Origin of the sequence: Halorussus limi (assembly GCF_023238205.1) — an archaeon.
Taxonomy (GTDB): Archaea; Halobacteriota; Halobacteria; order Halobacteriales; family Haladaptataceae; genus Halorussus; species Halorussus limi.
The window spans coordinates 664,106-689,667 of the sequence record NZ_CP096659.1 but is presented as its reverse complement, the minus strand read 5'-3'; the positions used below and the strand labels follow the sequence as shown (position 1 = coordinate 689,667).

Sequence of the window (25,562 nt, the reverse complement as noted above, 5' to 3'; positions counted from 1 at the left end):
GCCTGCTGACCACCCGCCGTAGCAGTTCGCTTCACGGTTGTGACCGGTCAGCTACGCCTCGTCCGAGTGCAACGCAAGCACCGCCACCAGACAGGGGAGGACGGTCGCGACCAGCCACGCCTGCGATTCGACCGGTTCGCCGGCGAGCACGCTCCCGCCGGCGTATCCGACGGTGAGGAACGCGAGCGCGAGAGCGACCAGCGAGATGCCGGGTACGTCGTCCAACTCTCGTACCGCGTCAACCACACCGCTGACCGAACTACTGAACATATCAGACAAATGTCTCAATACGGAGTTAACGTTTTTGGTCGCACTCGTCGCCGGACGGACCCCCAACCGACCCGTCCGCCGGCGTTTCCGCTTCCGTCGTGTCTCTCGGTCCCTCGCTCGTCGTCGCCGTCGTCTCGACCGCCGCCATCAGAAGGGGAAGCGTCTGGCTCGAAGACGCCGCGTTCGTCTGCTGGCTCCTGCTGGAAACCGCGAGCGTGACGAGTCTCGCACGGTAGCTCCCGCCAGAGCGATGGAATCGCTCACCTGTCGTCGGTAGAAAACGTTCGTTTCACCTCCCACGTGCGGGACACGTTCCCCGGCGGTCCGCCGGCGCCTCGGCGCGGCCAGCGCGTCCCGAATAGCACCCGGAAATCCGAGAAGTCGGTCGGCGACGCGGACGAGCGTCGGCGCTCTCCCCGCCGTCCGATTCTCCGAGTAGCGAAACCCCTCTGTCCGGTTTATTCCGTCGTCGTGTCGTCCTCGCGTTAGTTCCGTCTCGTTTCAGTACCGTTCACGCTCGCTCGGGCGAACGGACACGTTCCCGACACGACCGAACTCTCCCGGCGTTCGAGTTCCGAAAACCGGCGCGACACCGCCGAAATCCGCGACTCGGTATGCGGCCAAGAACAAACTACGACAATCGCGAAGTTCCTGTTGCCGGAGTTCATCCGGCGAGAACCTATGAACGTACCAAACGTGCTGCTTCAGGCGGACGGTGGAGAACTGTTCGGAAACCTTCCGGGTTGGCTCGGCAACGCCCTCTCGGAGATAATCGCGGCGCTCCCGCGACTCATCGGCGCTATCGTCATCCTGCTCATCGGATGGATAGTCGGCAAAGTACTCGGCGGCGTCATCTCGACAGTCGCCGACAAGGCCGGACTCGACAGGAGTGCGAAGGGCACGCCCCTCGGCCGGATGATGGGCGACTCGCCCGACGCGCTGTCGAACTTCCTCGGGTCGGTGACGGCGTGGTTCGTCTACGCGCTGGCCATCCTCGCGGCGGCGAACACGCTCGCCATCCCGATTCTGTCCGAGTGGATCGCGACCGCAGTGTCGTACTTGCCGGCGTTCATCGCCGGACTGCTGGTCATCATCGGCGGGTTCATCGTCTCGGACTTCATCGGCGACGCCATCACTCGGACCCGGGCAGCGACCCAGTCGGCGTACACCCGGTACTTCGCGACGGGCGTCCGGATGTTCCTGTACTTCACCGCGGTCGTCATCGGACTCGACACGATGGGCATCGACGTGCAGTTGCTCTACATCTTCGCGCAGGCGATGGCGTGGGGACTCGCAGCGGGTCTCGCGCTCGCCATCGGCGTCGGCTTCGGATGGGGGAGCAAGGACTACATCGCCAACAACATGAACCGCTGGGCGGGCACCGCTCGGAGCAGCGCATCGAGCATGTCCTCCGAACAGAGTCAGGGGTCGCCCTCGGGCGACGACGACTGAGACTCTTTTCGTTCGTGTGACGACCGGCCGTGCGAGTTTTTTGGCCGACGCCCGGAGTTCGACCATGGGGAGGATTGCGCGGGGACGGACCGTCGCGAAGCGGGTGTACGAGGACTTCTCGGAGAAGAACGTGACCTTCATGGCGGCGGGTATCGCGTACAACGCCTTCGTCTCGCTCGCGCCGATGCTCCTGTTACTCCTACTGGTCGTCTCGGTGTTCGGCGGCGGCCTCGAAGCGCGAATCGTCGCCGTCGCCGGAAACTGGCTCCCCGGCCCGATAGCGGACGTGGTCCGCCAGATATTCCGGGGCGAGTCGTCGGTCGCCGGGGCGTCGTTCGTCGGTCTCGTCGTCCTCGTCTGGGGGACGCTCAAGATATTCCGGGGCCTCGACACCGCGTTCTCCGAGATTTACGAGACCGAGAGCCGAAACTCCCCGCTCGACCAGTTGAAGGACGGCGTCGTCGTCTTCGTCGCGCTGCTCGTCGCCGTCGTCTCGACCATCGGTCTCACGACCGCGTTCGCTCGCTTCTCGGACACGATTCCGTACGTCGGAGTCCTGACGCCGCTCGTGCTCGCCGCGGGACTCGTCGTCGCCTTCCTCCCGATGTACTACCGGTTCCCCGACACCGAGGTCGGACTCGACGACGTGCTGCCGGGCGTCGTGGTCGCCGCGGTCGGATGGGCGGCGCTACAGGGCGTGTTTCAGGTGTACCTCGCGTTCAAGGACCCCGGTTCGGGGGGCTTCTTCGGGAGCGTCGTCCTCGTGGTGACGTACCTCTACTTCTCCGGACTGGTCCTCTTGCTCGGCGCGGTCATCAACGCCGTGGTCGGCGACCACTCCTCGGGGAAACCCGGCGGCGTGGGACGCGGAGCGACCAGCCACGAGACCCGGCGCGAGGAGACGCTGGACCGCGACGAACTCGCCGACTACCTCGCGGACCTCCGGAACGAACTCGCCGGTCGCCACGACGGGATGCGCCCGGCCACCGGCGACGGCGGGCGGCGACGACCGCGCCCGGACGGCGACGTGGAACTGGTCGAGTACCGGACCGCCGACGGCGACGAGCGCCGCTGGACGGTCACGCTCCAGTGGGACACGGCGGAACCTGCGGGCGGGGAACGGTCCGCCGACCGAGAGGACTCCGTCGAGGACGAACGCCCCGCGGACGACTGAATGGGTAGCTCACGTCGGCGGCGACCGGTAAGACATTTGTAACGACGGTCTGAACACCGAGCCATGCCCTCCAGACGACGCTATCTCGCCGGCGTCGCGTCGGCCGGAACCGTCGCGATAGTCGGCTGTACCGGCGAGAGCGACTACGACGACGCCGCCGACGCCGCGGGCGACGCGACCGACTGGCCGACGCTCGCTCACGACGGCGCGAACACCGGCTACAACCCGAAGGGTCGCGGTCCCGAGTCGGGCGTCCGCGAGCGCTGGACCGCCGATATCTCCTCGGCGGCGGCCCCGCCCGTCGTCGCCGACGACCGAGTGTACGTCGCCTCGGGCGACGACCTGCTCTGTCTGGCCGCCGCCGACGGGAGCGAGGTCTGGTCCCACACGTTCGACGACGGGAAGACGATGGCGCTGTGGTCGGCCCCGACGGTCCGCGACGGTCGGGTTTACGTCTCCGGCGGCAACGCCGAGACGCTCCGGATTCTGGACGCCGCGACCGGCGAGAAGCGACGCGAGTTCCCGACCCGCGGTGAGGTCTCGGGCGCGCCCCGTCTCGGCCGCGACGGTCGCCGGGCCTTCGTCTCGACCACCGAGGGGTGGATTCACTGCTTCGACCTCGAAGCGGGGACCGAGTACTGGCGCACGGAACTGTTCGGCCACGTGGTCGCGCCGCTCGCGGTTCCGAAAAACAGCTCCCTCCTCTACGTGGCGACCGAGGGTGGGGAGGTGTACGCCCTCTCGAAGGACGACGGCGGGGGCGCGTGGCGACAGAAAGTTCCCGGCATGCTCGAGGTCGCTCCGGCGGTCGTGGGCCGGAGCGTCTACGTTCTGCCGTTCGGCGGTAGAGTCCACAAACTCTCGACGGAGGACGCTGGCGCGGTCGAGTGGACGAGCGAGAGTCGCGCGTTCAGCGACCACCACCTCGCGGTCGCCGACGGTCGAGTGTTCGCCACCGACGGCGACAGTCTGCTGGCCATCGACGCCGACTCCGGCGAGACCGACTGGACGGTCTCGACGCCGGACAACGCCAACTGCGCTCCGGCGGTCGCCGACGACACGGTCTACGTCGGCGACGAGTCGGGCCGAGTTCACGCCGTGAAGACCGGCGGCGGGAACAGCGTCGGCGGCGTGCGGTGGGGCGCTCGCCGCTGGAAGACCGACCTCGGCGGTCGCGTCCGAGAAGGCGTGACGGTCGCCGACGGACGACTCTACGCCTACACCGCGCCGTCGGAGAAGCAGAACCGACTGCACGCGCTCGAAGAACCGTAGTTCGACGGGAGCGAGTCTGCCGCGTCAGTAGTTTCGCCGGAAGTCCTCGACGATTTCGACGCCCGAACTCGCGCCGATGCGTTCGGCCCCGGCGTCGAACATCGCTTTCGCCTGCTCGTAGTTCCCGACGCCGCCGCTGGCTTTCACCGGAAGGTACTCGCTCATCAGTTCCACGTCCGGGACCTCCGCGCCGCCGTCGGCGAACCCGGTCGATGTCTTGACGAACGCGGCGTCCGCGCGCTCGGCGGCCTCGCAGGCGGCGCGCTTCTCGTCGTCGGTCAGCAGCGCGGTTTCGATGATGACCTTGACCGGAATCGGCACCGCGGCGACGACCTCTTCGATGTCCGCTCGGACGGTCTCGGTGTCTCCGGCCTTCAGTCGGCCGATGTTGGCGACCATGTCTATCTCGTCCGCGCCGTCCTCGTAGGCGATGACGGCCTCCTCGCGCTTGGCCGAGGTGGCGTTCTGGCCGTGCGGGAAGCCGATTACCGTGGCGAGGGTGGTCTCCGGGGCGTACTCGTCGGCCTCGGCGACGTAGCACGGCGGGATGCAGGCGTTCATGCCGTACTCGGCGGCCGCGTCGAGGACTTCCTCCACGTCGGCGAGGGTGGTCTCCGGTCCGAGGACGGTGTGGTCTATCTTGGCGGCGAGTTCCGCGTCGTTCATACGTGGAGGTGAGACGTCGCGGCGGTAAAAAGGCGATTGTCCGCGGGGGAACGTCCCAGTGGAGAAGCCGCCTACTGCGAGGGGAGGAGTCGCGCGAGAACTAACGCGGTCAGCGTGGGCGCGACCGAGAGCCACCCCAGTCCGCCCAGAATCGCGACCAGTTCCCACGCGTAGAGCAGTCCCGGACCCCCGACGAGCACCGCGGCGGCGAGGACGCCGACCGCCGCCCGCGCCCACGCGAGCGTCTCGGGGCCGGCCGCGAGGACCGCGGCGGCGTCGAGCGCGTCCGCGAGAACGACCGCGAGCAGGACCCACGTGACCTCGATTCGGGCCGGCCGGGAGACCTTCTCCGGCGGGTCCGGAACCGGAAACACGAGGCGGATGCGCTCGGGGAGTTTCATATCCGGGAGCACCATCGGCGGGAGCGAGAACCGGAAGCCGGGTTCCTCGTCGCGTTCGCGCCGACTCTCGCGGGGACCGGTCCGACCGGCGTCCTCGTCTGCCATGGCCCGACTTACGTCACCGAGTGACAAAGGCTATTCGTCGCGGTCGGCGAGCAGGCGCTCGACCACGTCCACCGCCGAGTCGATGACCTCCTCGGGCGAGCGCGAGGCGTCGATGCGGACGAACCGCTCGGGTTCGGCGCTGCGGAGTCGCTCGTAGTTCGACTGGACCTGACTCAGGAACGCGGCCTGCTCGAACTTGTTCGTCGCACCGCTCCGGGCCGCGCCCGTCTCGGGGTCCACGTCGAAGTAGAGCGTCGCGTCCGGCGGCCGGGTCCACGGCTGGTGGACGCCCCGGATGTACTCCAGCGGGCGCTTGACCTGCCCCTCGATGCTGACCGCCTGATAGGCGTACCGCGAGTCGGAGTAGCGGTCGGAGACGACCACCTTCCCGTCTTCGAGCGCGGGTCGGACCGTCTCCGAGAGGTGGGCGGCGTGGTCTGCGGTGTAGAGGAAGAGTTCGGCCAGCGAGTCGGCGTCGTCGTCCGAAATCGAGCGGTTCACCGCGTCGCCGTACCACGAGTCGGTCGGTTCGCGGGTGAAGACGAACTCGGGGAACTCCTCGCTCAGGACCTCCCAGACGGTCGTCTTGCCGCTCCCGTCGAGACCCTCCAGCGTGATGAGCATACTCGGAGGTGGTCTCGGCTCGGTATAAAGACCTGCGGGTCGGTCCTGTCAACGCCGCGCCGCCGACGCTCCGCGGGAGTCCCGAGACGGAGTTCGCGAGAGTTCGGGGCGCAGTCTACAAGAGTTCCGAGACGCGGCCTGCGGCAGTTAGTTTTACTTTCCGACGGTACTTATCTCGGACATGAACATTCTCGTAGCGGGCGGAACCGGGTTCATCGGAACGAATCTCGTGCGCGAACTGGACGACGACCACGACGTGACCGTGTTGGCGCGCGACCCCGACGAGGCCGACCTTCCGGCGAGCGTCGAACGCGTCCGCGGCGACGTGACGGCCTACGACTCTATCGAGGGCGCGTTCGAGGGACAGGACGCGGTCGTCAACCTCGTCGCGCTCTCGCCGCTGTTCAAACCCTCCGGGGGAACTTCTCACATGAAAGTCCACCTCGGAGGTACGCAGAACGTCGTAGAGGCGGCCGAGGACCACGACGTTCGGAAAATCGTCCAGATGAGCGCGCTCGACGCCGACCCGACCGCACCGACCGAGTACCTGCGCTCGAAGGGACAGGCCGAGCAAGTCGTCGAGGACGCCGCGTTGGCGACCACTATCGTCCGGCCGTCGGTCGTCTTCGGCGAGGGCGGGGAGTTCGTCTCGTTCACGAAGGTCCTGACGACGCCGTACGTCACGGCACTGCCCGGCGGCGGCCGCACGCGCTTTCAGCCGATTTGGGTCGGTGACATCGCGCCGATGCTCGCCGCGTGCGTCGAGGAGACCCACGACGGCGAGACCTACGAAATCGGCGGCCCGGAGGTGCTGACGCTGGCCGACGTGACTCGCCTCGCCTACCGTGCGGAGGGGAAGTCGGTCACGGTCCTCCCGCTTCCGATGTCGCTCGCGCGCATCGGCCTGACCGCGGCCGACTCGATTCCGTTCGTCCCGTTCGGGAGCGACCAGTATCGCTCCCTGAAGTTCGACAACACGGTCTCGGACAACGACATCGACGCGTTCGGCGTCGAGACCGGCGATTTGACGACGCTCGGGGCCTATCTCGGCGTCTCGAATCGGTAGCCTCGCCGGGCGCTCACGCGAATCGCCGTCTGACGCCAGTCAGACGCCAGTCAGACGCGTTTCGACCGTCCAGTTATCAAATACGTCTGCTCGGCAATAAACTTAAAAGGACATGTCCGCCAGCTGGTGGTGGTCCTTCACACCCGGAAATGTCCGGTTATCGTCGGGTGATTAGGCGTAATACGCCATTTCCGGTGGTCGTGGAACGGACCAAAAGGATTATCACCCCTTCGTGGCTGTGTTTCTCCCAACGGAGTACGGTCCGGAAAATGAAGCTTGCAATGATTGGTTTCGGGCAGGCCGGTGGGAAAATCGTGGACAAGTTCCTGGAATACGACCAGCGAACTGGAAGCGACATCGTCCGGTCGGCAGTCGCGGTTAATTCCGCGAAGGCCGACCTGATGGGACTCAACGAGGTTCCCCAGGACAATCGTGTCCTGATTGGTCAATCCCGAGTGAAAGGTCACGGCGTCGGAGCAGACAACGAACTTGGCGCGGAAATCGCCGAGGAGGACATCGACGAAGTTCAGGGGGCTATCGACAACATCCCCGTCCACGAAGTCGACGCGTTCCTCATCGTCGCGGGGATGGGTGGTGGCACCGGTTCCGGGGGCGCCCCGGTGCTGGCCAAGCACCTCAAGCGCATCTACACCGAACCGGTGTACGGTCTCGGTATCCTGCCCGGCGGCGACGAAGGGGGCATCTACACGCTCAACGCCGCGCGGTCGTTCCAGACGTTCGTCCGCGAAGTGGACAACCTGATGGTGTTCGACAACGACGCGTGGCGACAGTCCGGCGAGTCCATCGAGGGCGGTTACGCCGAGATAAACGAGGAGATCGTGCGGCGGTTCGGCATCCTGTTCGGTGCCGGTGAGGTCAGCGGCGACGACGAAGTCGCCGAGAGCGTCGTGGACTCCAGCGAGATTATCAACACGCTCGCCGGCGGCGGCGTCTCGACCATCGGCTACGCGGCCGAGGAAGTCGAGAACGAGCAGTCGTCGAGCGGACTGCTCTCGCGGTTCACGGGCGGCGAGGAGAACAACCAGACCGACACCGCCAACACCACCAACCGCATCACCAGTCTCGTCCGGAAAGCGGCGCTCGGGCGACTCACCCTCCCGTGCGAAATCGAGGGCACCGAGCGCGCGCTGCTCGTCCTGAGCGGCCCGCCTCAGCACCTCAACCGGAAGGGAATAGAGCGCGGTCGGAAGTGGCTCGAAGAGCAGACCGGGTCGATGGAGGTCCGGGGCGGCGACTACCCCGTCGCCGACTCCCAGTACGTCGCCAGCGTCGTCCTCCTGTCGGGCGTGAACAACGTCCCGCGAATCAAGGAGCTACAGGAGGTCGCCATCGAGGCCCAGGACAACATCGACGAGATTCAGGAGGAGAGCGAAGAGAACTTGGAAGAACTCGTGGAGGACGACGACGATGAACTCGAACCACTGTTCTAAACTACTCACGCTGTTGCTCGCCACGACGCTGGTCGTCTCGGCGGTCGGTCCCGCCGCGGCGATGTCGGCGTCCGCCAGCGGCGCGCCCGACGAGAAGCAGGTCGGCGAAGACGTACAGTCGACGTTCACCATCACGAAGCCGTTCAGCGAGTACGACACGTGGACGCTGAACGGAAAGACCGAACTGACCGACGTGACGTGGACCGTCCAACTGTTCGACCAGGGCGGGTCGAAAATCGACCAGAAGTCCTACGACGGTCAGTCGTTCAACCACTCGCTGAAGAAGAGCGACGCCTTCGAGGTGAAGGTCGTCGTTAAGGGGACCGTTCCCGAAGTCGAGAACTACAGCTACGACCCCGCTCAGAAACTGACGCTGGCCGAACTGAACCAGTTCCGCGAGGGCGGCAGTAGCGACTCCATCGACAAGTGGACGTTCCGACCGTACACCGAGGAGAGCCAAGAGGCCCGCGACGCCATCGACTCGGCCCAGAGCGCCATCGACTCGGCCAAGAACTCCGGCGCGAGCGTCTCCGGCGCGGAGGACACGCTCGACAACGCCGTCTCGGCGTTCGACGCCGAGAACTTCGGCAACGCGGTGGACCTCGCCAGCGAGGCCAAGAAGAAGGCCAAGAACTCCCAGCAGTCGAGCCAGCAGACCCAGATGCTGCTCTACGGCGGCGCGGGACTGCTCGCGCTGGTCGTCGTGGTGGGCGGCGCGCTGTGGTACCGCTCGAACCAGCAGGACGACTACGACAAACTTCGCTGACGCGGCTTCGCTTTCGGACCGTTTTCGCGTTCGCGCGACGGGGTGAAGGGGAATCGTCGGTGACGGACGACCGTCACCGGAACCATTTACGCGTTTCTCGAAGAAACGTGTGTATTTCTTTCAGAAATATGGAGATTGCCGAGCGGCGGCTCTTCCGCCGCTCGGCCGACAGCGACGCTTTCCCACCGACGACGCTCGGCCGCCACCGACCCCGACCACCGCCATTCCGTAGCCTCTTAAGGCAGGACGCGCGAGTTGGAAAGCGAGCATGCGAGTCGTGGTCCCGTACGCCGCCGAGGAGCCCAAGACCCGGTTAGCCGACACGCTGTCGTCCGACGAGCGGACGGCGTTCGCCGAGGCGATGCTGGCCGACGTGCTGGCGGCGGTCCGCGCGATCGGCCGCGACCCCGAGATTCTCGCCACAGCGCCCGTCGAGGCGGACGCGCCCGTCACCGTGGACCCGCGGCCGCTGACCGAGGCGGTCAACGCCGTCCTCGCCGAGACCGACGAACCGGTCACGGTGGTGATGGCCGACCTCGCGCTGGCGACGCCCGGCGCGCTCGCGGCCCTGTTCGACACCGACGGCGACGTGGTCCTCGCGCCGGGTCGCGGCGGCGGGACCAACGCCGTCGTCGCGCGCCACCCGGAGTTCCGGGCGGACTACCACGGCACCTCGTATCTGGACCACCTCGACGCGGCGCGGGCGGTCGGCGCCGGCGTCGAGGCCGTGGACTCGCACCGACTGGCGACCGACGTGGACGAGCGCGCTGATTTGGCGGAGGTGCTGATTCACGGCGGGAGCGCGCCCCGCGGCGGCCGAGACAGTTCTTCCGGTGCTGACCCTCGCGAGGCGAGTCGCGCCCGGTCGTGGCTCCGACGCGCCGGGTTCGGCCTCGCGGACGACGCGGGCCGGACGACGGTCGAGCGCGACGCCGGTTTTGCTTCTCGGTCGTGAGGGCTGACGCCCGACCGCTCGCGCACGCCGCGGACGGCCGTCGACGCGCCCGGCGGGACGACGTTACCGAGAGAACAAGCGTTTTCCCGGCGAAGCGAGAATCCATACCGATGGCTGGTGCCGAGATTCCGGGGGCCGACGAGTACGACGTCGACATCACCTTCGACGAGACCGAAGTCCGGCGACTGCTCGACGTCGGTCCCGACGACGTCGAACCCGCGGACGAACTCACCTTCGCCAAGAACGTCTTCGTCCCGCTCACGACCGCGTGCCGGTACACCTGCACCTACTGCACCTACTTCGACCCGCCGGGCGAGGCCTCCCTGCTCTCGCCCGAGGAAGTCCGGGACATCGTCCGGACCGGGGCCGACGCCGGATGCACGGAGGCGCTGTTCACCTTCGGCGACGACCCCGACGACCGCTACGACCGGATTCACGCCCAACTCGACGAGTGGGGCCACGACTCGATTCACGCCTACCTGCGCGAGGTCTGCGAAATCGCGCTGGAGGAGGGTCTCCTGCCTCACAGCAACCCCGGCGACCAGACCCGCGAGCAGATGGAGACGGTCGCGGACGTGAACGCCTCGATGGGCGTGATGCTCGAAACCACCGCCGACGTGGGCGCCCACGCCGGACCCCGCGTGAAGAACCCCGGCCAGCGCCTCAACACCATCCGGACCGCCGGCGAGTTGGGGGTTCCGTTCACGACGGGCCTGCTCGTCGGCATCGGCGAGGAGTGGCGCGACCGGGCCGAGAGCCTACTGGCCGTCCGCGAACTCCACGAGCGGTACGGCCACGTCCAAGAGGTCATCGTCCAGAACGTCGTCCCGAACGAGCGGTCGAACTACGAACGCCCCTCCGTCGAGACGATGCGCCGGGTCGTGGCGATGGCCCGCGACTGCCTCCCCGACGAGGTGTCGGTGCAGGTCCCGCCCAACCTCTCGCCGACCCGCGACCTGCTGGACTGCGGCGTCGACGACCTCGGCGGCGTCTCGCCGGTCACCGACGACCACATCAATCCCGAGTACGAGTGGCCCGCGCTGCGGGAGTTGGAGGACATCGCCGACGAGGCCGGGGTGCCCCTGCACGAGCGCCTGCCGGTCTACCGGCGTTACCTTCCCGAGGAGTTCGGCGGCGAGGCCGACGGCAACGAGTGGGTCTCGGAGACGATTCAGCGAGCGATGGCGGCCGACGACGAGGCGGGCGAGCGATACCGCGAAACCCTGTTCAGTTAAGCTTACTGGCCTTGTGCAGTGCATACTCTGACTACGCGTGAAACGGTTCGAAATAGTACACTCGTAGTGTCGCGGCGCAGAACGGTTACCTGCGCTCTTTTTCAGAAATAGTCAGCGCTTAGAAACCGGTAGAACCACCCTAACGAACGCACTCGGCGGTAAAGCTCAGGCGCATTACTCGGAACGGCTAGCGGTAAACCGTCTAATTCCCGAAACGTAGTAATCGGGAGAGCTTTCGGTGTTTATCCCCGTAGGCGATGCGGACTTCGAGGTGAGGTTCTCCCCATGACGTGCGTGTCGGGCGCGAAATCGGTATCAATACCGGACGGGAGGGAGACCTCGCGATGGAATCTATGACAGACGAAAACGAACCAAACACCACGAACCGACGGAGAGTTCTCAAAACAATTGGCGCGACAGGCCTTGCGGCGTCCGGGCTGGCGGCGGTTTCCGGGTCTGCTGCAGCCCAACAGTCGGGGAACAAGAACCCGATTACGTACAATCCGAACGAGTACACCCTCGACGGTGGTGAGGGAGTTGGGGCGCTCAAGGTATCGCTCGATAGCGTAGACGAGGAAGCGGGGACCGCGAGCGGGACCGTCTCCGGAAAGTACCGAGGCGAAAAAGGCGTCGAGAAGTTCGAGGAATCCTTCTCGGGAGTGCCTATCTCCGTCGAACCGGTGAACTCGGGTGCCGCATTCGGGGGCGGCGGAGCCGCTGCGATGCAGCAACAGACGCTTATCTTCCTCGACCTCGGCCCGATAACGCTCAACGTCCTCGGTCTCATTGTCGAGACTAACCGAATCCAAGTGCGAGTGTCGTGTGACCCGTCGAAGGGTCTGCTGGGCCAGTTGCTGTGTGGCCTCCTACGATAACTACCGCTGCCTTCAGTTTTGATGAAGTAGCCGACTCACCGCAGAAACCGCGTCTCTAGCTCCGGCAACTGCTTGCGGACCGCGACGTACACCACCGCCACGACCAGTCCGACGACCGTGAGGGCGCGAACTGCGCCGTCGAACAGCAGCAGGCCCGGCAGCGAGAACACCGCCGTCAACACGAGGTCCTCGGGCGCACCGTCGTAGCGAATCCAGCGCCGCGGGGCGACCCACCGATTCGCGGGGTGGACGTAGACGCCCCGGTCGTCGGTGGCCTCCCACGGCCGGAGTTCGAGACCGCCGCCGGCGGCGTCGGTCACGCAGTGGAGCGCGGCCGAGAGCAGGAAGAACGCGACCGCGACCGTCCCGACGGTCGGGGCGACGAGTGCCGCCGCGCCGGAGACGAGCGCCGCCGCCGAGTAGTAGACCGGGAAGTGGAGCGTCTGGCGGTGCTGACCGGAGAGCAGGTCGAGGTCCGGAAAGACGCCGCCCGCGACTCCGGCCAGCGCGGCCGCGGGCGCGAGTTCTGGCGCGACGACCGCGAGCGGGGCCGCCAGCGTGACCCCCATCGCGGTGTGGGTGGTGTTCATCATGCGTCGTGTGCCTCGCTCGACCCGCTCAGTCGTCGGCGACCGTCTCGGCCGCGGCGCTCCGCTCGGACTCGGGGACCAGCGGCGTCCCGTCGGCGGCCGGACCCAGTTCCGGCCCGAACGGCGGGTCCGCGGGGTCTATCTCCCGCGTCTGGCGGTAGTCGGTCGAGCGCTCGACGGGCGTCCGGCCGATGGCGGTTATCATCTCGACGTACGTCTCGAACGACCGGAACTCGCCGAACGTCCCGCCCGCGCGCTTCGTGATTTCCTCGCTGAGGATGGTGCCCATGAAGTCGTTCGCGCCGCACGAGAGCATCTTCAGGCCCTGCTCGTCGCCGTACTTGACCCACGACGACTGGATGTTCTCGATATTGTCGAGGAAGAGTCTGGAGACCGCTATCATCAGTTCGTCCTCGTGGGTCGTCGCGCCCGACTCGACCATCCCGCGCTCCGCGAGCGGCGTGTTCGGGTGGACGAAGGACAGGGGAACGAACTCCGTGATGTTGTCCGTCCGGTCCTGCAGGTCCCGGATTCGCTTCAGGTGCATCACGCGGTGGGCCTCGTTCTCGACGTGGCCGTACATGATGGTCGCGGTCGTGTCGAGACCGACCGCGGCGGCGGCCTCCATCGCCTCGACCCACTCGTCGCTCCCGATTTTGCCGGGGCAGATGACGCCCCGGACCTCGTCCACCAGAATCTCGGCCGCGGTGCCGGGCACGCTGTCGAGTCCGGCCTCTTTGAGACGACCGTACACCTCCTCGTAGGACCAGTCGGTGCCCCGCCGGGCGTGGTAAGCTTCCTCGGGCGTCATCGAGTGGAGGTGAACGTCGCCGACGTTCATGGCCTCCATCTGCTCGACGTAGGTGCCGGGGTCGGTCTCGTAGGCCGCCGGGGGCTTGTAGTTCAGGTCGCCGCGGTCGCTCGCGTCGAGTATCTCTAAGTGTTCGTCGTCCAGCGCGAGACCGGGATGGAGGCCGCTGACAGACGTGACCTCGTAGATTCCCGTCTCGAGCGCCGACTCGACCACCTCTCGGGACTCGGCGGGCGTCTTGGTGAACCCGCCGTGGTCCGCCTCGCTGTCGGCCTCGAAGTTCTGGGCGGTGTTCTTGAAGTTGCAGAACAGACATCCGGTGTTGCACGCGGTCGTGACGTTGTTGTTCAGGTTGGCCACGAAGGTGACTTCGTCGCCGACCACCTCGGCCCGGCGGCGGTCGGCGGCCTCCAGCACGCGCTCTTTGCGCGCGAGGTCGATGCCTTCGCGGTCGGTCCCCGTGGTCATGAGTTCGACGCCGTCGGCGACCGTCAGGCGCTCGCCGTCGCGGGCCTTCGCCAGCGCCGTCTCGAACGACCGGTCGGTCTCGGGCACGCACTCGAAGTCGAACTCTCCTCGCGGGACGTTCGTCCGGGCCGCGTCTTCCATCACCCGCTACGACGGTTGGGAGCGGTAAAAACTGACGGGTTACGGCAGAGTGTCGGCGTCGGCCCGGATTACGGAGCGACGAACGACGCCGCCGGGACGAAGACCGTCTCGAAATCGCACTGGCCTGCGAAGCCACCGCGACGCGCTCGTCTCGTCAATGCGCGAAGGTGCACATTTCGGGCAGACAACCGTCGGAAAGTGCGCACGGGAATGGAAACGCCTTAGTCCGACGGCGGCGACCCCTCGCACATGACCGACAGCGACGGGGCGTACGCGGGCGTCGGCACGGTATCGAGGTGGTTACGGTGACGAGCGTCAAGGAGTTCCGCGTCGAGCGAGAACCGACCGCGACCACGCTCGGGCGCGGGTCGTTCGTCTTCACCGACGACTACTCGGTGTTCGACTGGGGGAAGATGCCCGACGAGATTCCCGACAAGGGCGCGAGTCTCTGCTCGATGGGCGCGTTCAACTTCGAGACGCTCGAAGACGAGGGCGTGCCGACTCACTACCGGGGCGTGGTGGACCCCGACACCGGCGAAGTCGTTCCGCTCGCCGAGGCCGACGACCCGCCGACCGAGATGGCCATCGACCTGACGCAGGTGCCCGACCTGCCCCACGAGGGCCGGGACTACGACTACGACGCCTACCACGAGGCCGCGGGCGGCAACTTCCTGATTCCGCTCGAAGTCGTCTTCCGGAACAGCGTCCCCGTGGGGTCGAGTCTCCGGCGGCGAACCGACCCCGCCGACCACGGTCTGGACTTCGCGGAGTGGCCCGAGGGCGTCGTCCAACTGGAGGAACCCATCGTGGAGTTCTCCACGAAGTACGAGGAGGGCGACCGCTACCTCTCGCGGCGCGAGGCCGACCGCATCGCCGGACTCGCCGACGTGGCGGAACTCGAGTCCGTCGCCCGCGAAGTGAATCGGGTCGTGACCGAACGAGCCGCCGAGGCCGAGTTAGTCCACGAGGACGGCAAAATCGAGTGCTGCTACTTCGACGGCGAGGTCCGGGTCGCCGACGTGGTCGGCACCTTCGACGAGAACCGCTTCGCGTTCCACGGCCAGCAGGTCAGCAAGGAGTTCGTCCGCCAGTACCACAAGCGCACCCAGTCCGAGTGGGTCGAGGCGGTCGAGGCGGCCAAGCGCGAGGCGAAAGAGCGGGGCGTCGCCGACTGGAAGTCGCTCTGCGAGGAGTCTCCCGAACCGCTCGACGCCGACGTCGTGGAGGCGGCCCGCGACCTCTACGCCGCGGGCACGAACGCCTACGTCGGCCGGGAACTGTTCGACGCGCCCTCGCTCGAAGACGCGGTCTCGGTCGTTCGGAACCTCTGAAAGCGCCAGTTCGTCTCGGCTTTCGCCTCGCGCGTGCGAAGACTCGAAAACAGGACTCGCGCCCGACTACTCCCGCCGGGAAATCGACACCGGGTTGTGGACCGACGCGCGCCACGACGACCAGTAGGCCTCACAGACCACCCAGACCAGCAGCGTCAGCACCAGCGCCGCGAGCGCCAGCACCTCCGGGCCGCCCATCCAGATGGGCGTGACGTACATCAGGCCGTTGGCGGTCCGTCCGGGGAGCAAGTCTCTGACGACCGCCCACGCCCGCTCCAGCGGACCCGGTTGGTCCCTGTCGGACGTGACCTGCCCGTCCGCTCCGCCTTCGCCCGCACCGCCGCCCGACTCCGACCCGAGGTTCGCCTTCGTCGCCGAGGGACCGCCGGTGCTCTCGTCGCCGGTGTTCAGGCGCTCGGACTCGTAGGGGAACGCCACGTCCACGCTCCAGACGACCTCTCCCTGCTGGTTCAACTCGAAGACGCGGTTGCCGTTCGAGTCGGTGACGAGCGTGTGGCCGTTCGGCAGGCGGTCGGCGTCGCGGGGCCACTGCATCCGGGCGTCCTGCCACGTCCACGACCGGGTCCACTCGCCGTTTTTCCGCTGGTATTCCACGACGCGGTTGTTCTCCGAGTCGCCGATGAGAACCGCGGGACCGCCGTTCGAGGCGTTGATGTAGTCGGGATTGTGCTGTTCGTAGATGATGCCGTGTTTGTCCTCGCCCCCGAGCGTCCGATTCTCGATGAGACCGGTCTGGCGGTCGAGGAACACCACTTGGTCCTGATTCCGGAGGCTGGCCATGATGGTGCCGTCGGCCAGCACCTCCACGTCGTTGAGGTGCGTCCAGTCCTCGGGGTACGGCCCGCCGCTCGACAGCGCGTAGTTCTGCTGGGCGTCCCACGACCACTCCACGAGACCGCTCGTCGTGTTGACGACGTAGACCCGGTCCTGCGCGATGTCGGCGATGACCAGACTGTCCTCGTCGAGTCGGTCGGCGTCGTGCCACCGCGTCGAGTGCTTGCCCGGCGTGATTCGCCCGTAGATTCGGGTCGTCTCGCCGGTCGTGAGGTTGACGCGCTCGACCACGTTCCGCGTGCAGGCCGTCGTCGCGTGACACTCCGAGGCGTTGAGGTGGTCGGCCGCGACGTACTCGACGGTCGTCTCCTCGCCTTTCACGGGGTCCACGTCCCAGTACCGGGTGTGCGTGTCGTTGTAGTACATCACGCTCCCGTTGGGCGCGAACGCGACGAGTTCGGCCCGCGCTCGCGGCCCGTCGCCGGCCTTGCCCATCCACGTGTTCGAGTCGGTGGCGACCACGGTGATTCCGTCGCGAGGGGCCGCGTCGAACGTCGGCCGTCCGGCCGCGGACGACGACGAGGCTTCCGCAGAGAGGTAGCCCGAGGCGACCACGAACGCCGACGCGACGACGATACCGACGAACAACACCCTAACGGCGTCCCGAAAACGCATTGACTCGCGGTTAGTGGTAGACCGTCTTTGTTATCCGGCGACTAAACTCGGGCCATCGCGGCGTTACCGGCCGTCGAATCGAAAGAGGTAATCGTGTCGAACGGATTTCGGTCCGGCTTTCGGCCCGCGTTCTGCCGCCAGCCTTCCCTCGCCGCGCTCTCGGTCTGTCCTCAGTCGTCGCCGGTCTTCGGGGGTGCGACGAGTCGCTCGTCGGTGGGTTCGTCCGGGGTCGCGCGGTCGAGTTCGGGGGGCATCCCGAGTTGGTAGGCCGCGCCGCTCGCCGCCTCCCCGGTCGCCTCAGTCGCGTCCGCCTCGCCGAGTTCGCCCGTCGCCACTTCGCGGGCGTCGTCCCGGAGTTCGGTACGGCCGCGGTGGACCGTCACGTCGTCGGCGAGGTGGAGTCGGACCGCCTCCAGCAGAACGTCGGCTTCGAGGGGTTGGCCACGCTCCTTGAGCGTGTCGACGCTCGCGCCGTCCGGGACGTTGAACGCCCGCTGGGCGACGATGGGGCCTTGGTCGAGGTCGGTCGTCACGTAGTGGGCGGTCACACCTGCGATGCGGACGCCCGCCTCCTTTGCCTGCCGGTAGGCCTTCGCGCCGGGGAACGCGGGCAGGAGGCTGGGGTGGACGTTGATGATGCGGCCCTCGTACCGGAAGACGACGTTCGGCCCGAGGATGCGCATGTAGCGGGCCAGCACCACGAGGTCGATGTCGTACTCTCCCAGCAAGTCGAGCAGTCGGTCCTCGTCGGCGTTCCCCTCCGCGTCGCCGATGTCGTGGAACGGGATGCCGTACTCGGTGGCGACCGGTTGGAGGTCGGGGTGGTTGCCGATGACGACCGAAATCTCGGCGTCGAGTTCGTCCTCGGCCGCGACTTCGCAGAGTCGTTCGAGGCAGTGGCTCTCCTTCGTGACCAGCACCGCCATGCGCTTGGTCTCGCGGTCGTCGGGGAACCGGACCCGCACGTCCACGCCGAGGTCGTCGCTGAGGTCGTCGAGGTCCGCGCGGAGGCCCTCGCGGGTCCCCTCCATGCCGGTGGCATCGACGTGCATCGTCATGCGGAAGAGGTCGTCGCGGACCGCCTGATCGAGGTCCTCGATGTTGATTCCGCGCTCGAACAGCAGGGTCGTGACGCGGGCGACGAGTCCGGTATCGTCGTCGCCGACGACGGTGATTTCGGTCAGTTCGCTCCGGGTCATCGTACCACCTGCTCGGGGGACATAGATGCAGGTATTGACGGGACTTAACCGTAAAAAGGGGACGCTTCGGCGCAAGATTCCCGCATGTATGCACGTTCGTGAAACGACCGTGGATTCCGAAAGGGCTTTTGAGCATGAACGACCATCTCGACCCGATGACTGCCTACACCGCCACGGTCACGGTCCGCCTGAAGGAGGGCGTCCTCGACCCCGAGGCAGAGACGACCAAGCGGGCGCTGGAACGACTAGGCTTCGAGTTGGACCACTTGCGGTCGGCCGACCGGTTCGAACTCGACTTGGACGCCGAGTCGCCGGACTCGGCCGCCGAGCGCGCCGACGAGATGGCCGAGCGACTGCTGGCGAACCCGACCATCCACGACTACGAGGTCGAGGTCGAACCCCGAGCATGACCGTCGCTATCTCGACGACACCGACCGTCTGCGAACGCCGCGAGAGGTGGTCCGCGTGACCGTCGCTATCGTCCAATTCGGCGGCAGCAACTGCGACAGGGACGCCCGGCGCGCGCTCTCGCACCTCGACATCGACGCCGAACTCGTCTGGCACGAGGACGGCCTGCCCGAGGACCCCTCCGGCGTCATGCTCCCCGGCGGGTTCTCCTACGGCGACTACCTCCGGGCGGGCGCAATCGCGGCCAACAGCCCAATCATGGCCGAGGTTCGGGAGGCGGCCGCCTCCGGCACGCCGGTCCTCGGCGTCTGCAACGGCGCCCAAATCGGCTCGGAGTCGCGGCTCACCCCCGGCGCGTTCACGACCAACGCCTCCGCGCGGTTCCAGTGCGAGCGCGTCCACGTCCGGGTCGAGAACGCCGACACGCCGTGGACCGCCCGGTACGACGAGGGCGAAGTCGTGGAGTTACCCATCGCCCACGGCGAGGGCCGCTTCGAGGTGCCCGACGACCACCTCGCGGAACTGAACGACGAGAACCGCGTCCTCTTCCGGTACTGCGACGAGGCGGGCGACGTCACCGACGAGGCCAACCCGAACGGGTCGAAGGGGAACGTCGCCGGCGTCCTCGGCGAGTCCGAGAACGTGGCGGTGCTGATGCCCCACCCCGAGCGCATCTCGCTCCCCGACATCGGCGGCACCGACGGACAGGGCATCCTGCGCGGTTTCGAGGCCTGAGAAACGAATCGCGAATCGCGGCCGCGGACCGCTCAGGGCCGCGGGGTCTGGCGCTTCCCTCGGCCGTAAGCGAAGAACAGCAACCAGACGAGAACCACCACGACGAGCCAGCCGACGACGGCCGCGACCGACCACGCCGAGACCGGTCCCGCGGCGACCGCCAGCGGGTCGATTCCGGCCGCGACCGGACCAGTTCCGACCGTCATCGTTCGATGGACACCGGCGTATCGCTGGCTATCCACTGGTCGTGGGTCTCGTCGCTGTTCCGAATCTCGATCCAGCCGTTCGAACAGAAGATAGTTTCGTAGTCGCCCCATCCCTCGGACATGTGTCCGACACACCGGACGACGACTCCGGCGAACTCCCCGGTCGCCGGGCGTCGCCCCAGTGTGCCACCCCCACGACCACGCAAGGCGAGCGAGGACTTTGTTATCCGGCGAGTATCCGGCGAGTAGGGTCGGCTTAGACGCTCGCAACCGCGATTGAACCGGCCGTTTCCGGCCGCCCGCTGGCGGTTCCGGAGTTTCTCGGTCGACCTGTCCGCGACCGGGCGCTCGTCGGGTCCGGCGGCCGCACGGCCCGAAGGCGACGCAGAAGACACTTGTCGGGCGACGACCATCTCCCGGCCATGCCCTCCAGACGCGCGCTGCTGCGGACCTTCGCGGCCGGGACATCCCTCGGCGTCGCCGGGTGTCTCGGCTCCGGCGGCAAGTCGTCCGGCGGGACGACTCCCGGGCCCGAGACCGGGACGACCGCCGAGACGGAACCGCCGAACGGAACCGGGACGACCGACTCTGCTCCGCCGACCGTCGAGGCGGTCGAACCGGCCGCGGTCGCCGACCGGGGCGTTCCGCGCTCGCCGACCATCGAGTCCGACACCTACGAACCGTTTCGGGCGTTCGTCGTCGGAGAGCGACCTGACTCGCCGGGCAACCACTACGAGACGCCCCACGTCTGGGTATGGAACCTGACCGGGGACCCCGCCACCGTCGAGGTCACGGTCGCGACCGGGGGTACGGAACTCTACCGCGTCGAGACCGAGTTCCCCGCCGGGGCACCGCTCGCGGTCGTCTTCCGCGAGCGGCGCACCTACGACGTGACCGTCCGCGAGGGCGACTACGAAAAGACCGTCACCGTCGAACCCGACCGGTTCCGGTGCAACGCCACCGGGACCGACGTGCAGGTGCGACTCGACGGCATCGAGGCCGGGACGGTCTCGACCTCGATGGCCTGCACGACCACGCCCGGAGGGACGTAGCGATGGGTCGGGACCTTAGGTCGAGTCTCACCAGACGCCGCCTCCTCGCGTTCGGCGGGTCGGCGCTCGCCGCGTCGGTCTCGGGATGCCTCTCGTCGGTGCCGTTCGCGGGTGGACCCCCGGACGTGCGCGAGGAGTCCGACCCGCCCGACAGGGGCGTTCCGGCGGCCATCACCGACCTCTCGGCCGACGCGACGGTCGCGACGCTCGCGGTCGGGCGAGGGAGCGACCACCATCAGGTCTGGGTCTGGAACGCGACCGAGCGGAGTCGGGAGGTGACGGTCGGCATCGCCGGCGGGGCCGACGCCGAGCCGTGGTTCTCGAAGCGCTACGCCCTCGATGCCGGCGCGAATCTCGCTATCGACCTGCGCGAGAGCGGCGACTACGCGATTACGGTCGGCCTCGGGGACCGAGAGAAAATCGTCGAGGTTCCGGAGTCCCGGTTCGACTGCAACGAGTCGGCCACGGACGTGGCGATTCGCGCGGACCGAATCGAGTCGGCGAGCATCAGCACTAGCGAGGGTTGCGGCGGTCGCTGATAGCTATCGGTGTCGTTCGAAACGCCGGGAGGGGTCGCGGAGAAGTAGTCGAGACGGAACCGAGTGACCGACTTACCGCGCGAGCGGCAGGCTGAAGCTCTTCTCGCGCTCCACGACCGCTTCCCACGTCGCCTCGCACTCGCAGGACACTTCCTCGAAGACGCTCGGGTCCTGCCGGATGTCGAAGTCCTTGATGGCCTTCTGGACTCGGTCGTCGCACTCCCCGCAGTTGTGCGGGCCGCGGTCCGACCCGTGGCCGACGGGGTCCGAGACCACGATGGCGTCGGCGTCCGCGGTGTCCTCCAGCACCTCGGCGACCGACCAGAGCCACGGCGGCCGGTAGCCGTCCCGGAAGTACAACTGGTCGACCATGGTGTATCGCTGGACGTTGGTCGGGTTCATGGAGACGGTGTGGGCGTACTCGGCGCACCGGCGCACGGAGGACTTCATGTCCTCGATGGCCTCGGACTCCGAGAGGAACGGCGGCTTCATCAGGAGGTAGGCCTTGATTCCGGCCCCGGCGGCCTCGGCCTCCTCGCTGGCCTCGATGTAGTTCTCGAAGTCGAAGTACTTGTTCACGCAGTCGTGGCGCACGCGGTCGGTCGCGGTCTCCAGTCCGATGGCGACGTCGGTGTTCAGCCCCTGCTCGGTAAAGTCCTCGATTTTCTCCTGCTCCACGAAGTCGGGCAGGCTCTCGACCACGATGCGCTCGCGGTCCGAAAACGTCTCGGCGATGGCTCGGCGGGTCTCCGCGCCGACTTCACGCTCGTCGAGGAACGACCCGGAGGTGTAGATTTTGATGAGGCCCGACTCGCCGTCGGCCTCATCCGCCTCGATTTGCTCCCGCTCGTGGTCGAGACAGACCTGAATCTGGTCCATCAGCGCCTCGTGGGCGACCGACCCGCCCTCGACGGACTCGGCGACGTAGCCGCACATCGTACACCCGCCGGCGCGCGCCCACCGACACCCGCCGGTGTTGAGGATGATGGTGAGGCTCTGGTAGACGCCGCCGGGCGTGCGGTCCTCGTCTATCCAGACCCGCGTGGGTTCGTGGGGGTCGTAGGTCTCGTCCTTCTCGGCGCGAATCTCGCGCATCACCTTGTTGTGGGCGTCCATTCCCCGCCCCTGCTCGTACACGTCGGGCGTCGGCTTACTCATTGGGCGTGGGTAGCGTTCGGGCGCGTAAATCGGCTTCGGGTCCGAAATCCGAGTTCAGTGAGTAGTTCGTCGGTCCCGGCACGCCCCGGCGCGACTCTCGTGTCGCGCCGATGCGCGTGAGGGACGAGTAGCGCAGGCCGCAGGCCGAGCAACGCAGGAGGCTGGGGAGGTCCGAGGCTGTCGTGGTGCTGTGCGGTTGCGGTGCAGTTGCTCATCGGAGTCGGGAGTAGCGACTCTTGACTACGAGAGCAACCAGAAACTGGTTACTTTCGTCTCGCGCGCGTTGCTCGCGCACGTCGGAACAAGCACAAACCGAGAATCCAAGCCGAACCGAGAATCAAACGACCGAGAATCGCCGGGAGAACGGACAGCTACACCTCTCGTTCTTCCGCCCTCTCCGAAGACCTCCGACCCACGAACCCGACGCAGAGCCGCCAGGCGAGGACCGCGACGAACGCCCCGGCCCCGTCGGCGACCATGTCCGCGACCGAGAAGTGTCGCTGCGCGAGCGGTGCCTGCACGAACTCGATGCCGACGCCGTACCCGACCGAGAGCAGGGCTGCGAGCGCGGCCACGACCGCGGGCGTGCGGCCGGGAGCGAGCGCGGCCGCGAGCGCCCCGGCGAGCGCCGCGTAGGCGAACGCGTGGAGCCACTTGTCGATGCCGAACACGCCGAGCGGACCGAGCGACGGGAGTCCCGACGACGGCGAGTCGAGGACCGAGGCGTAGAAGATGCCGCCAGCCACGACTGCGACCGCGAGCCAGCGGAGCCAGCGCGGCGGACGGAGCGCGTCCAGTTCCATCGGCGGAGAGTTGCGACGTATCGCGCTAAAAACCACCGGTCGGCGAGTCGTTGCGTACCGGTTCGGACTCCGACCCCGTGACCGACATCGCCGCTTAAATTCCCACTCGTCGTACCTACACCACGTGCTCGGTGCAATACTCGAAATTGTCCTCTCGCTCGTCGAGACGGTTCTCGAACTGTACCGGCGTCTGCGCTCGGACGACGAGTCCGACGAGCCGTCGGGGCGGCTTTCGTAACCATATTTGGTTACGTCCCCGAGGCAATCACTAACACGCTTGCGGCCTAATACAATGATAGACCGTTACTATGACTGACCTCGGCGGATACCAAGACCACGTCGCCCGAATCGACCTGAGCGACGAAGCGGTAGACTACGAGGGCATCGACGACGAGGATGCCCGGAAGTACATCGGCGCGCGCGGACTCGGCGCGAAGTACGTCTTCGACCAAGGGCCGGACGTGGACCCACTCGGTCCCGACAACCTGCTGGCGTTCATGAACGGCCCGCTGACGGGGACTCAGACCGTGATGAGCGGGCGCATCGCGGTGTGCACCAAGTCGCCGCTCACGAACACCGTCACCGACTCCCACCACGGCGGATGGTCGGGCGCGCGACTCAAGTGGGCCGGGTTCGACGGCCTGCTGTTCGAGGGCGAGGCCGAAGACCCGGTCTACGCCGTCGTGGAGGACGGCGAGGTCGAGTTGCGTGACGCCTCCCACGTCTGGGGTTGGGGCGTCCACGACACCATCGAGGAACTCGGCGACGAGGTCGACGGCGAGGTCGGCAAGAACCTCTCGGTGATGGCCATCGGCCCCGGCGGCGAGAACCAGGTCCGGTACGCCTGCATCATGAACGAGGACGACAGGGCCTCGGGACGGGGCGGCACCGGCGCAGTGATGGGGTCAAAGAACCTCAAGGCCGTCGTCGTCAAGTCCTCGACCAAGATGCCCAAGCCCGCAGACAAGGAGACCTTCCAGGAGGGCCACAAGCAGGCGATGCAGGTGATTCAGGAGTCGGACGTGACCGCGCCGAACGAGGGCGGTCTCTCGATGTACGGCACCAACGTCCTGATGAACCTGACAGAGGAGATGGACGGCCTGCCGACTCGCAACGCCCAGCACACCAGCACCCACAGCGAGGCGGAGGCCGACGACTCGGAACCCAACATCGACGCCGAGAACGTCTCCGGCGAGAACGTCCGGGAGAACATCCTCGTGGACGAACCGACCTGCCACTCCTGCCCGGTCGCGTGCAAGAAGGAGGTCGAGGTGCAGGTCCACCACAAGGGCGAGGACCACAACGTCCGGATGGAGTCCTACGAGTACGAGTCGGCGTGGGCGCTCGGCCCGAACTCGATGAACGACGACCGCGACAAGGTCGCGATGATGATAGACCGGTGCAACGACCTCGGGGTGGACACCATCGACATGGGCAACACGATGGCGATGGCGATGGAGGCCAGCGAGGAGGGCCACCTCGACGAGGGCCTCGACTGGGGCGACGCCGACACAATGATAGAGATGATAGAGCGCGTCGCCAACCGCGAAGACGACCTCGCGGACCTGCTGGCGGAGGGCGCGATGCGCGCCGCCGAGGAACTCGGCGACCCCGACATGTCGCTGGACGTGAAGGGCCAGACGATGGCGGCCTACGACCCGCGGGCGATGAAGGGGATGGCCATCGGCTACGCCACCTCGAACCGCGGGGCCTGCCACCTCCGGGGGTACACGCCCTCGGCCGAGATTCTGGGCATCCCGACCAAGGTCGACCCGAGCGAACCCGAGGGGAAGGGCGAACTCTGCGCCACCTTCCAAGACCTCCACGCCATCAGCGACTCGTTCGACATCTGCAAGTTCAACGCCTTCGCGGAGGGAATCGAGGAGTACGTCCTCCAGTTCAACGGCATGACGGGACTGGACTTCTCCGAGGAGGAACTCATGGAGGCCGGCGAGCGCATCTACAACCTCGAACGCTACTACAACAACCTCGTCGGCTTCGACGGGAGCGACGACGACCTGCCCGCCCGCTTCGTCGAGGGCGACCCCAAGGCGATTCCGGGAGAGGGCGGTTCCGAGGGCCAACTCGTGGAACTCGACCAACTCAAAGACGAGTACTACGAGGTCCGCGGATGGGAGGACGGCGTCGTGCCCGACGAGAAACTCGACGAACTCGGCATCGACGTCGGTCCGGGAACCGGCGTGAGCGGCGGCGGTGCGGCGGTCTCGGGCGACGACTGAACGCCCTCTCTCCTGTCGCACGGCTTTCCTCTTCTCGTTCAGCCACGACGGCCGGTGAACCCGACCGTCACGGCTAACCGCGTTCTGCGCTAACACCGA

General features: G+C 67.1%; 28 protein-coding genes. 16 read left to right on the top strand and 12 right to left on the bottom strand.

The annotated features are described in order from the left end of the window. Nucleotides 1-51: 51 nt before the first annotated feature. Nucleotides 52-270 carry a hypothetical protein gene (locus M0R89_RS03640; RefSeq protein WP_248651211.1) on the bottom strand — a complete coding sequence of 73 codons (219 nt, stop codon included), beginning with the start codon at nucleotides 268-270 and terminating at the stop codon, nucleotides 52-54. A 98-nt stretch (nucleotides 271-368) separates the two neighbouring features. Between M0R89_RS03640 and M0R89_RS03635 the strand changes: the two genes are divergently transcribed. The 4 genes from M0R89_RS03635 (at nucleotide 369) to M0R89_RS03620 (ending at nucleotide 4,168) form a co-directional block, all read left to right on the top strand. Next, nucleotides 369-506, top strand: coding sequence for a hypothetical protein (locus M0R89_RS03635; RefSeq protein WP_248651210.1), 138 nt, complete (start codon nucleotides 369-371; stop codon nucleotides 504-506). 445 nt (nucleotides 507-951) lie between these two features. After that, complete coding sequence (locus M0R89_RS03630) at nucleotides 952-1,722, top strand: mechanosensitive ion channel family protein (protein WP_248651209.1); 771 nt, start codon at nucleotides 952-954, stop codon at nucleotides 1,720-1,722. A 64-nt stretch (nucleotides 1,723-1,786) separates the two neighbouring features. Continuing rightward, the gene (locus M0R89_RS03625) at nucleotides 1,787-2,896 is read left to right on the top strand and encodes a YhjD/YihY/BrkB family envelope integrity protein (protein WP_248651208.1); all 1,110 of its coding nucleotides are present in this window, start codon (nucleotides 1,787-1,789) and stop codon (nucleotides 2,894-2,896) included. Nucleotides 2,897-2,959: 63 nt separating this feature from the next. Next, complete coding sequence (locus M0R89_RS03620; RefSeq protein ID WP_248651207.1) at nucleotides 2,960-4,168, top strand: outer membrane protein assembly factor BamB family protein; 1,209 nt, start codon at nucleotides 2,960-2,962, stop codon at nucleotides 4,166-4,168. A gap of 24 nt (nucleotides 4,169-4,192) precedes the next feature. Here the strand turns inward: M0R89_RS03620 and deoC are convergent, their stop codons facing one another. The 3 genes from deoC to tmk form a co-directional block, all read right to left on the bottom strand. Next, nucleotides 4,193-4,834: a deoxyribose-phosphate aldolase gene (gene deoC, locus M0R89_RS03615; RefSeq protein WP_248651206.1), complete on the bottom strand. Its 642-nt coding sequence runs from the start codon at nucleotides 4,832-4,834 to the stop codon at nucleotides 4,193-4,195. A 71-nt stretch (nucleotides 4,835-4,905) separates the two neighbouring features. After that, nucleotides 4,906-5,340 (bottom strand): hypothetical protein, encoded by a 435-nt coding sequence (locus M0R89_RS03610; RefSeq protein ID WP_248651205.1) that lies wholly within the window; start codon nucleotides 5,338-5,340, stop codon nucleotides 4,906-4,908. Nucleotides 5,341-5,370: 30 nt separating this feature from the next. Continuing rightward, nucleotides 5,371-5,964: a dTMP kinase gene (tmk, locus tag M0R89_RS03605; protein ID WP_248651204.1), complete on the bottom strand. Its 594-nt coding sequence runs from the start codon at nucleotides 5,962-5,964 to the stop codon at nucleotides 5,371-5,373. Nucleotides 5,965-6,145: 181 nt separating this feature from the next. On the opposite strand from tmk, the gene M0R89_RS03600 reads away from it, so the two are divergent. The 6 genes from M0R89_RS03600 to M0R89_RS03575 all read left to right on the top strand — a co-directional run bounded on the left by M0R89_RS03600 (nucleotide 6,146) and on the right by M0R89_RS03575 (nucleotide 12,312). Then, nucleotides 6,146-7,030 (top strand): complex I NDUFA9 subunit family protein, encoded by an 885-nt coding sequence (locus M0R89_RS03600; protein WP_248651203.1) that lies wholly within the window; start codon nucleotides 6,146-6,148, stop codon nucleotides 7,028-7,030. A gap of 269 nt (nucleotides 7,031-7,299) precedes the next feature. After that, a complete protein-coding gene (locus M0R89_RS03595; protein WP_248651202.1) occupies nucleotides 7,300-8,481 on the top strand; it encodes a tubulin/FtsZ family protein in 1,182 nt (393 codons plus the stop codon). Beyond that, nucleotides 8,459-9,247, top strand: a complete 789-nt coding sequence (locus M0R89_RS03590; RefSeq protein WP_248651201.1) for a DUF4398 domain-containing protein — start codon at nucleotides 8,459-8,461, stop codon at nucleotides 9,245-9,247. The genes M0R89_RS03595 and M0R89_RS03590 overlap by 23 nt, the downstream gene beginning before the upstream one ends. Nucleotides 9,248-9,515: 268 nt before the next feature. Continuing rightward, nucleotides 9,516-10,202, top strand: a complete 687-nt coding sequence (gene cofC, locus M0R89_RS03585; RefSeq protein ID WP_248651200.1) for a 2-phospho-L-lactate guanylyltransferase — start codon at nucleotides 9,516-9,518, stop codon at nucleotides 10,200-10,202. 110 nt (nucleotides 10,203-10,312) lie between these two features. After that, on the top strand, nucleotides 10,313-11,437 hold the full coding sequence (gene cofG, locus M0R89_RS03580) for a 7,8-didemethyl-8-hydroxy-5-deazariboflavin synthase subunit CofG (protein WP_248651199.1): 1,125 nt from the start codon (nucleotides 10,313-10,315) through the stop codon (nucleotides 11,435-11,437). Nucleotides 11,438-11,790: 353 nt separating this feature from the next. Further along, nucleotides 11,791-12,312: a hypothetical protein gene (locus M0R89_RS03575; protein WP_248651198.1), complete on the top strand. Its 522-nt coding sequence runs from the start codon at nucleotides 11,791-11,793 to the stop codon at nucleotides 12,310-12,312. 35 nt (nucleotides 12,313-12,347) lie between these two features. On the opposite strand, the gene M0R89_RS03570 is transcribed toward M0R89_RS03575, so the two are convergent. Both M0R89_RS03570 and cofH read right to left on the bottom strand, forming a co-directional pair. Continuing rightward, nucleotides 12,348-12,905, bottom strand: a complete 558-nt coding sequence (locus M0R89_RS03570) for a metal-dependent hydrolase (RefSeq protein ID WP_248651197.1) — start codon at nucleotides 12,903-12,905, stop codon at nucleotides 12,348-12,350. A 25-nt stretch (nucleotides 12,906-12,930) separates the two neighbouring features. Further along, nucleotides 12,931-14,322, bottom strand: a complete 1,392-nt coding sequence (gene cofH, locus M0R89_RS03565) for a 7,8-didemethyl-8-hydroxy-5-deazariboflavin synthase subunit CofH (protein WP_248651196.1) — start codon at nucleotides 14,320-14,322, stop codon at nucleotides 12,931-12,933. A 305-nt stretch (nucleotides 14,323-14,627) separates the two neighbouring features. On the opposite strand from cofH, the gene M0R89_RS03560 reads away from it, so the two are divergent. Then, entirely contained in the window at nucleotides 14,628-15,653 is a 1,026-nt protein-coding gene (locus tag M0R89_RS03560; RefSeq protein ID WP_248651195.1) for a phosphoribosylaminoimidazolesuccinocarboxamide synthase, read from the top strand. A 66-nt stretch (nucleotides 15,654-15,719) separates the two neighbouring features. Here the strand turns inward: M0R89_RS03560 and M0R89_RS03555 are convergent, their stop codons facing one another. Further along, nucleotides 15,720-17,099 (bottom strand): arylsulfotransferase family protein, encoded by a 1,380-nt coding sequence (locus M0R89_RS03555; RefSeq protein WP_248651194.1) that lies wholly within the window; start codon nucleotides 17,097-17,099, stop codon nucleotides 15,720-15,722. 194 nt (nucleotides 17,100-17,293) lie between these two features. Next, on the bottom strand, nucleotides 17,294-18,322 hold the full coding sequence (locus M0R89_RS03550) for a formyltetrahydrofolate deformylase (protein WP_248651193.1): 1,029 nt from the start codon (nucleotides 18,320-18,322) through the stop codon (nucleotides 17,294-17,296). Between the two features lie 155 nt (nucleotides 18,323-18,477). Here M0R89_RS03550 and purS point away from each other — a divergent pair, with 155 nt between their 5' ends. Then, nucleotides 18,478-18,732, top strand: a complete 255-nt coding sequence (gene purS / locus M0R89_RS03545; RefSeq protein ID WP_248651192.1) for a phosphoribosylformylglycinamidine synthase subunit PurS — start codon at nucleotides 18,478-18,480, stop codon at nucleotides 18,730-18,732. Nucleotides 18,733-18,787: 55 nt separating this feature from the next. After that, complete coding sequence (gene purQ / locus M0R89_RS03540; protein WP_248651191.1) at nucleotides 18,788-19,465, top strand: phosphoribosylformylglycinamidine synthase I; 678 nt, start codon at nucleotides 18,788-18,790, stop codon at nucleotides 19,463-19,465. 32 nt (nucleotides 19,466-19,497) lie between these two features. Here the strand turns inward: purQ and M0R89_RS03535 are convergent, their stop codons facing one another. Further along, a complete protein-coding gene (locus M0R89_RS03535; RefSeq protein WP_248651190.1) occupies nucleotides 19,498-19,671 on the bottom strand; it encodes a hypothetical protein in 174 nt (57 codons plus the stop codon). Continuing rightward, nucleotides 19,668-19,793, bottom strand: coding sequence for a hypothetical protein (locus M0R89_RS23285; protein ID WP_256478482.1), 126 nt, complete (start codon nucleotides 19,791-19,793; stop codon nucleotides 19,668-19,670). The genes M0R89_RS03535 and M0R89_RS23285 overlap by 4 nt, the downstream gene beginning before the upstream one ends. A 300-nt stretch (nucleotides 19,794-20,093) precedes the next feature. On the opposite strand from M0R89_RS23285, the gene M0R89_RS03530 reads away from it, so the two are divergent. Beyond that, complete coding sequence (locus tag M0R89_RS03530; protein ID WP_248651189.1) at nucleotides 20,094-20,723, top strand: hypothetical protein; 630 nt, start codon at nucleotides 20,094-20,096, stop codon at nucleotides 20,721-20,723. A gap of 2 nt (nucleotides 20,724-20,725) precedes the next feature. Then, nucleotides 20,726-21,262 carry an Ig-like domain-containing protein gene (locus M0R89_RS03525; protein WP_248651188.1) on the top strand — a complete coding sequence of 179 codons (537 nt, stop codon included), beginning with the start codon at nucleotides 20,726-20,728 and terminating at the stop codon, nucleotides 21,260-21,262. Nucleotides 21,263-21,334: 72 nt separating this feature from the next. Here the strand turns inward: M0R89_RS03525 and M0R89_RS03520 are convergent, their stop codons facing one another. Then, on the bottom strand, nucleotides 21,335-22,420 hold the full coding sequence (locus M0R89_RS03520; RefSeq protein WP_248651187.1) for an archaeosine biosynthesis radical SAM protein RaSEA: 1,086 nt from the start codon (nucleotides 22,418-22,420) through the stop codon (nucleotides 21,335-21,337). A gap of 371 nt (nucleotides 22,421-22,791) precedes the next feature. Beyond that, nucleotides 22,792-23,223 carry a VanZ family protein gene (locus M0R89_RS03515; protein ID WP_248651186.1) on the bottom strand — a complete coding sequence of 144 codons (432 nt, stop codon included), beginning with the start codon at nucleotides 23,221-23,223 and terminating at the stop codon, nucleotides 22,792-22,794. 308 nt (nucleotides 23,224-23,531) lie between these two features. Between M0R89_RS03515 and M0R89_RS03510 the strand changes: the two genes are divergently transcribed. Next, nucleotides 23,532-25,463 (top strand): aldehyde ferredoxin oxidoreductase family protein, encoded by a 1,932-nt coding sequence (locus M0R89_RS03510; protein WP_248651185.1) that lies wholly within the window; start codon nucleotides 23,532-23,534, stop codon nucleotides 25,461-25,463. The last annotated feature ends 99 nt before the right edge of the window (nucleotides 25,464-25,562 follow it).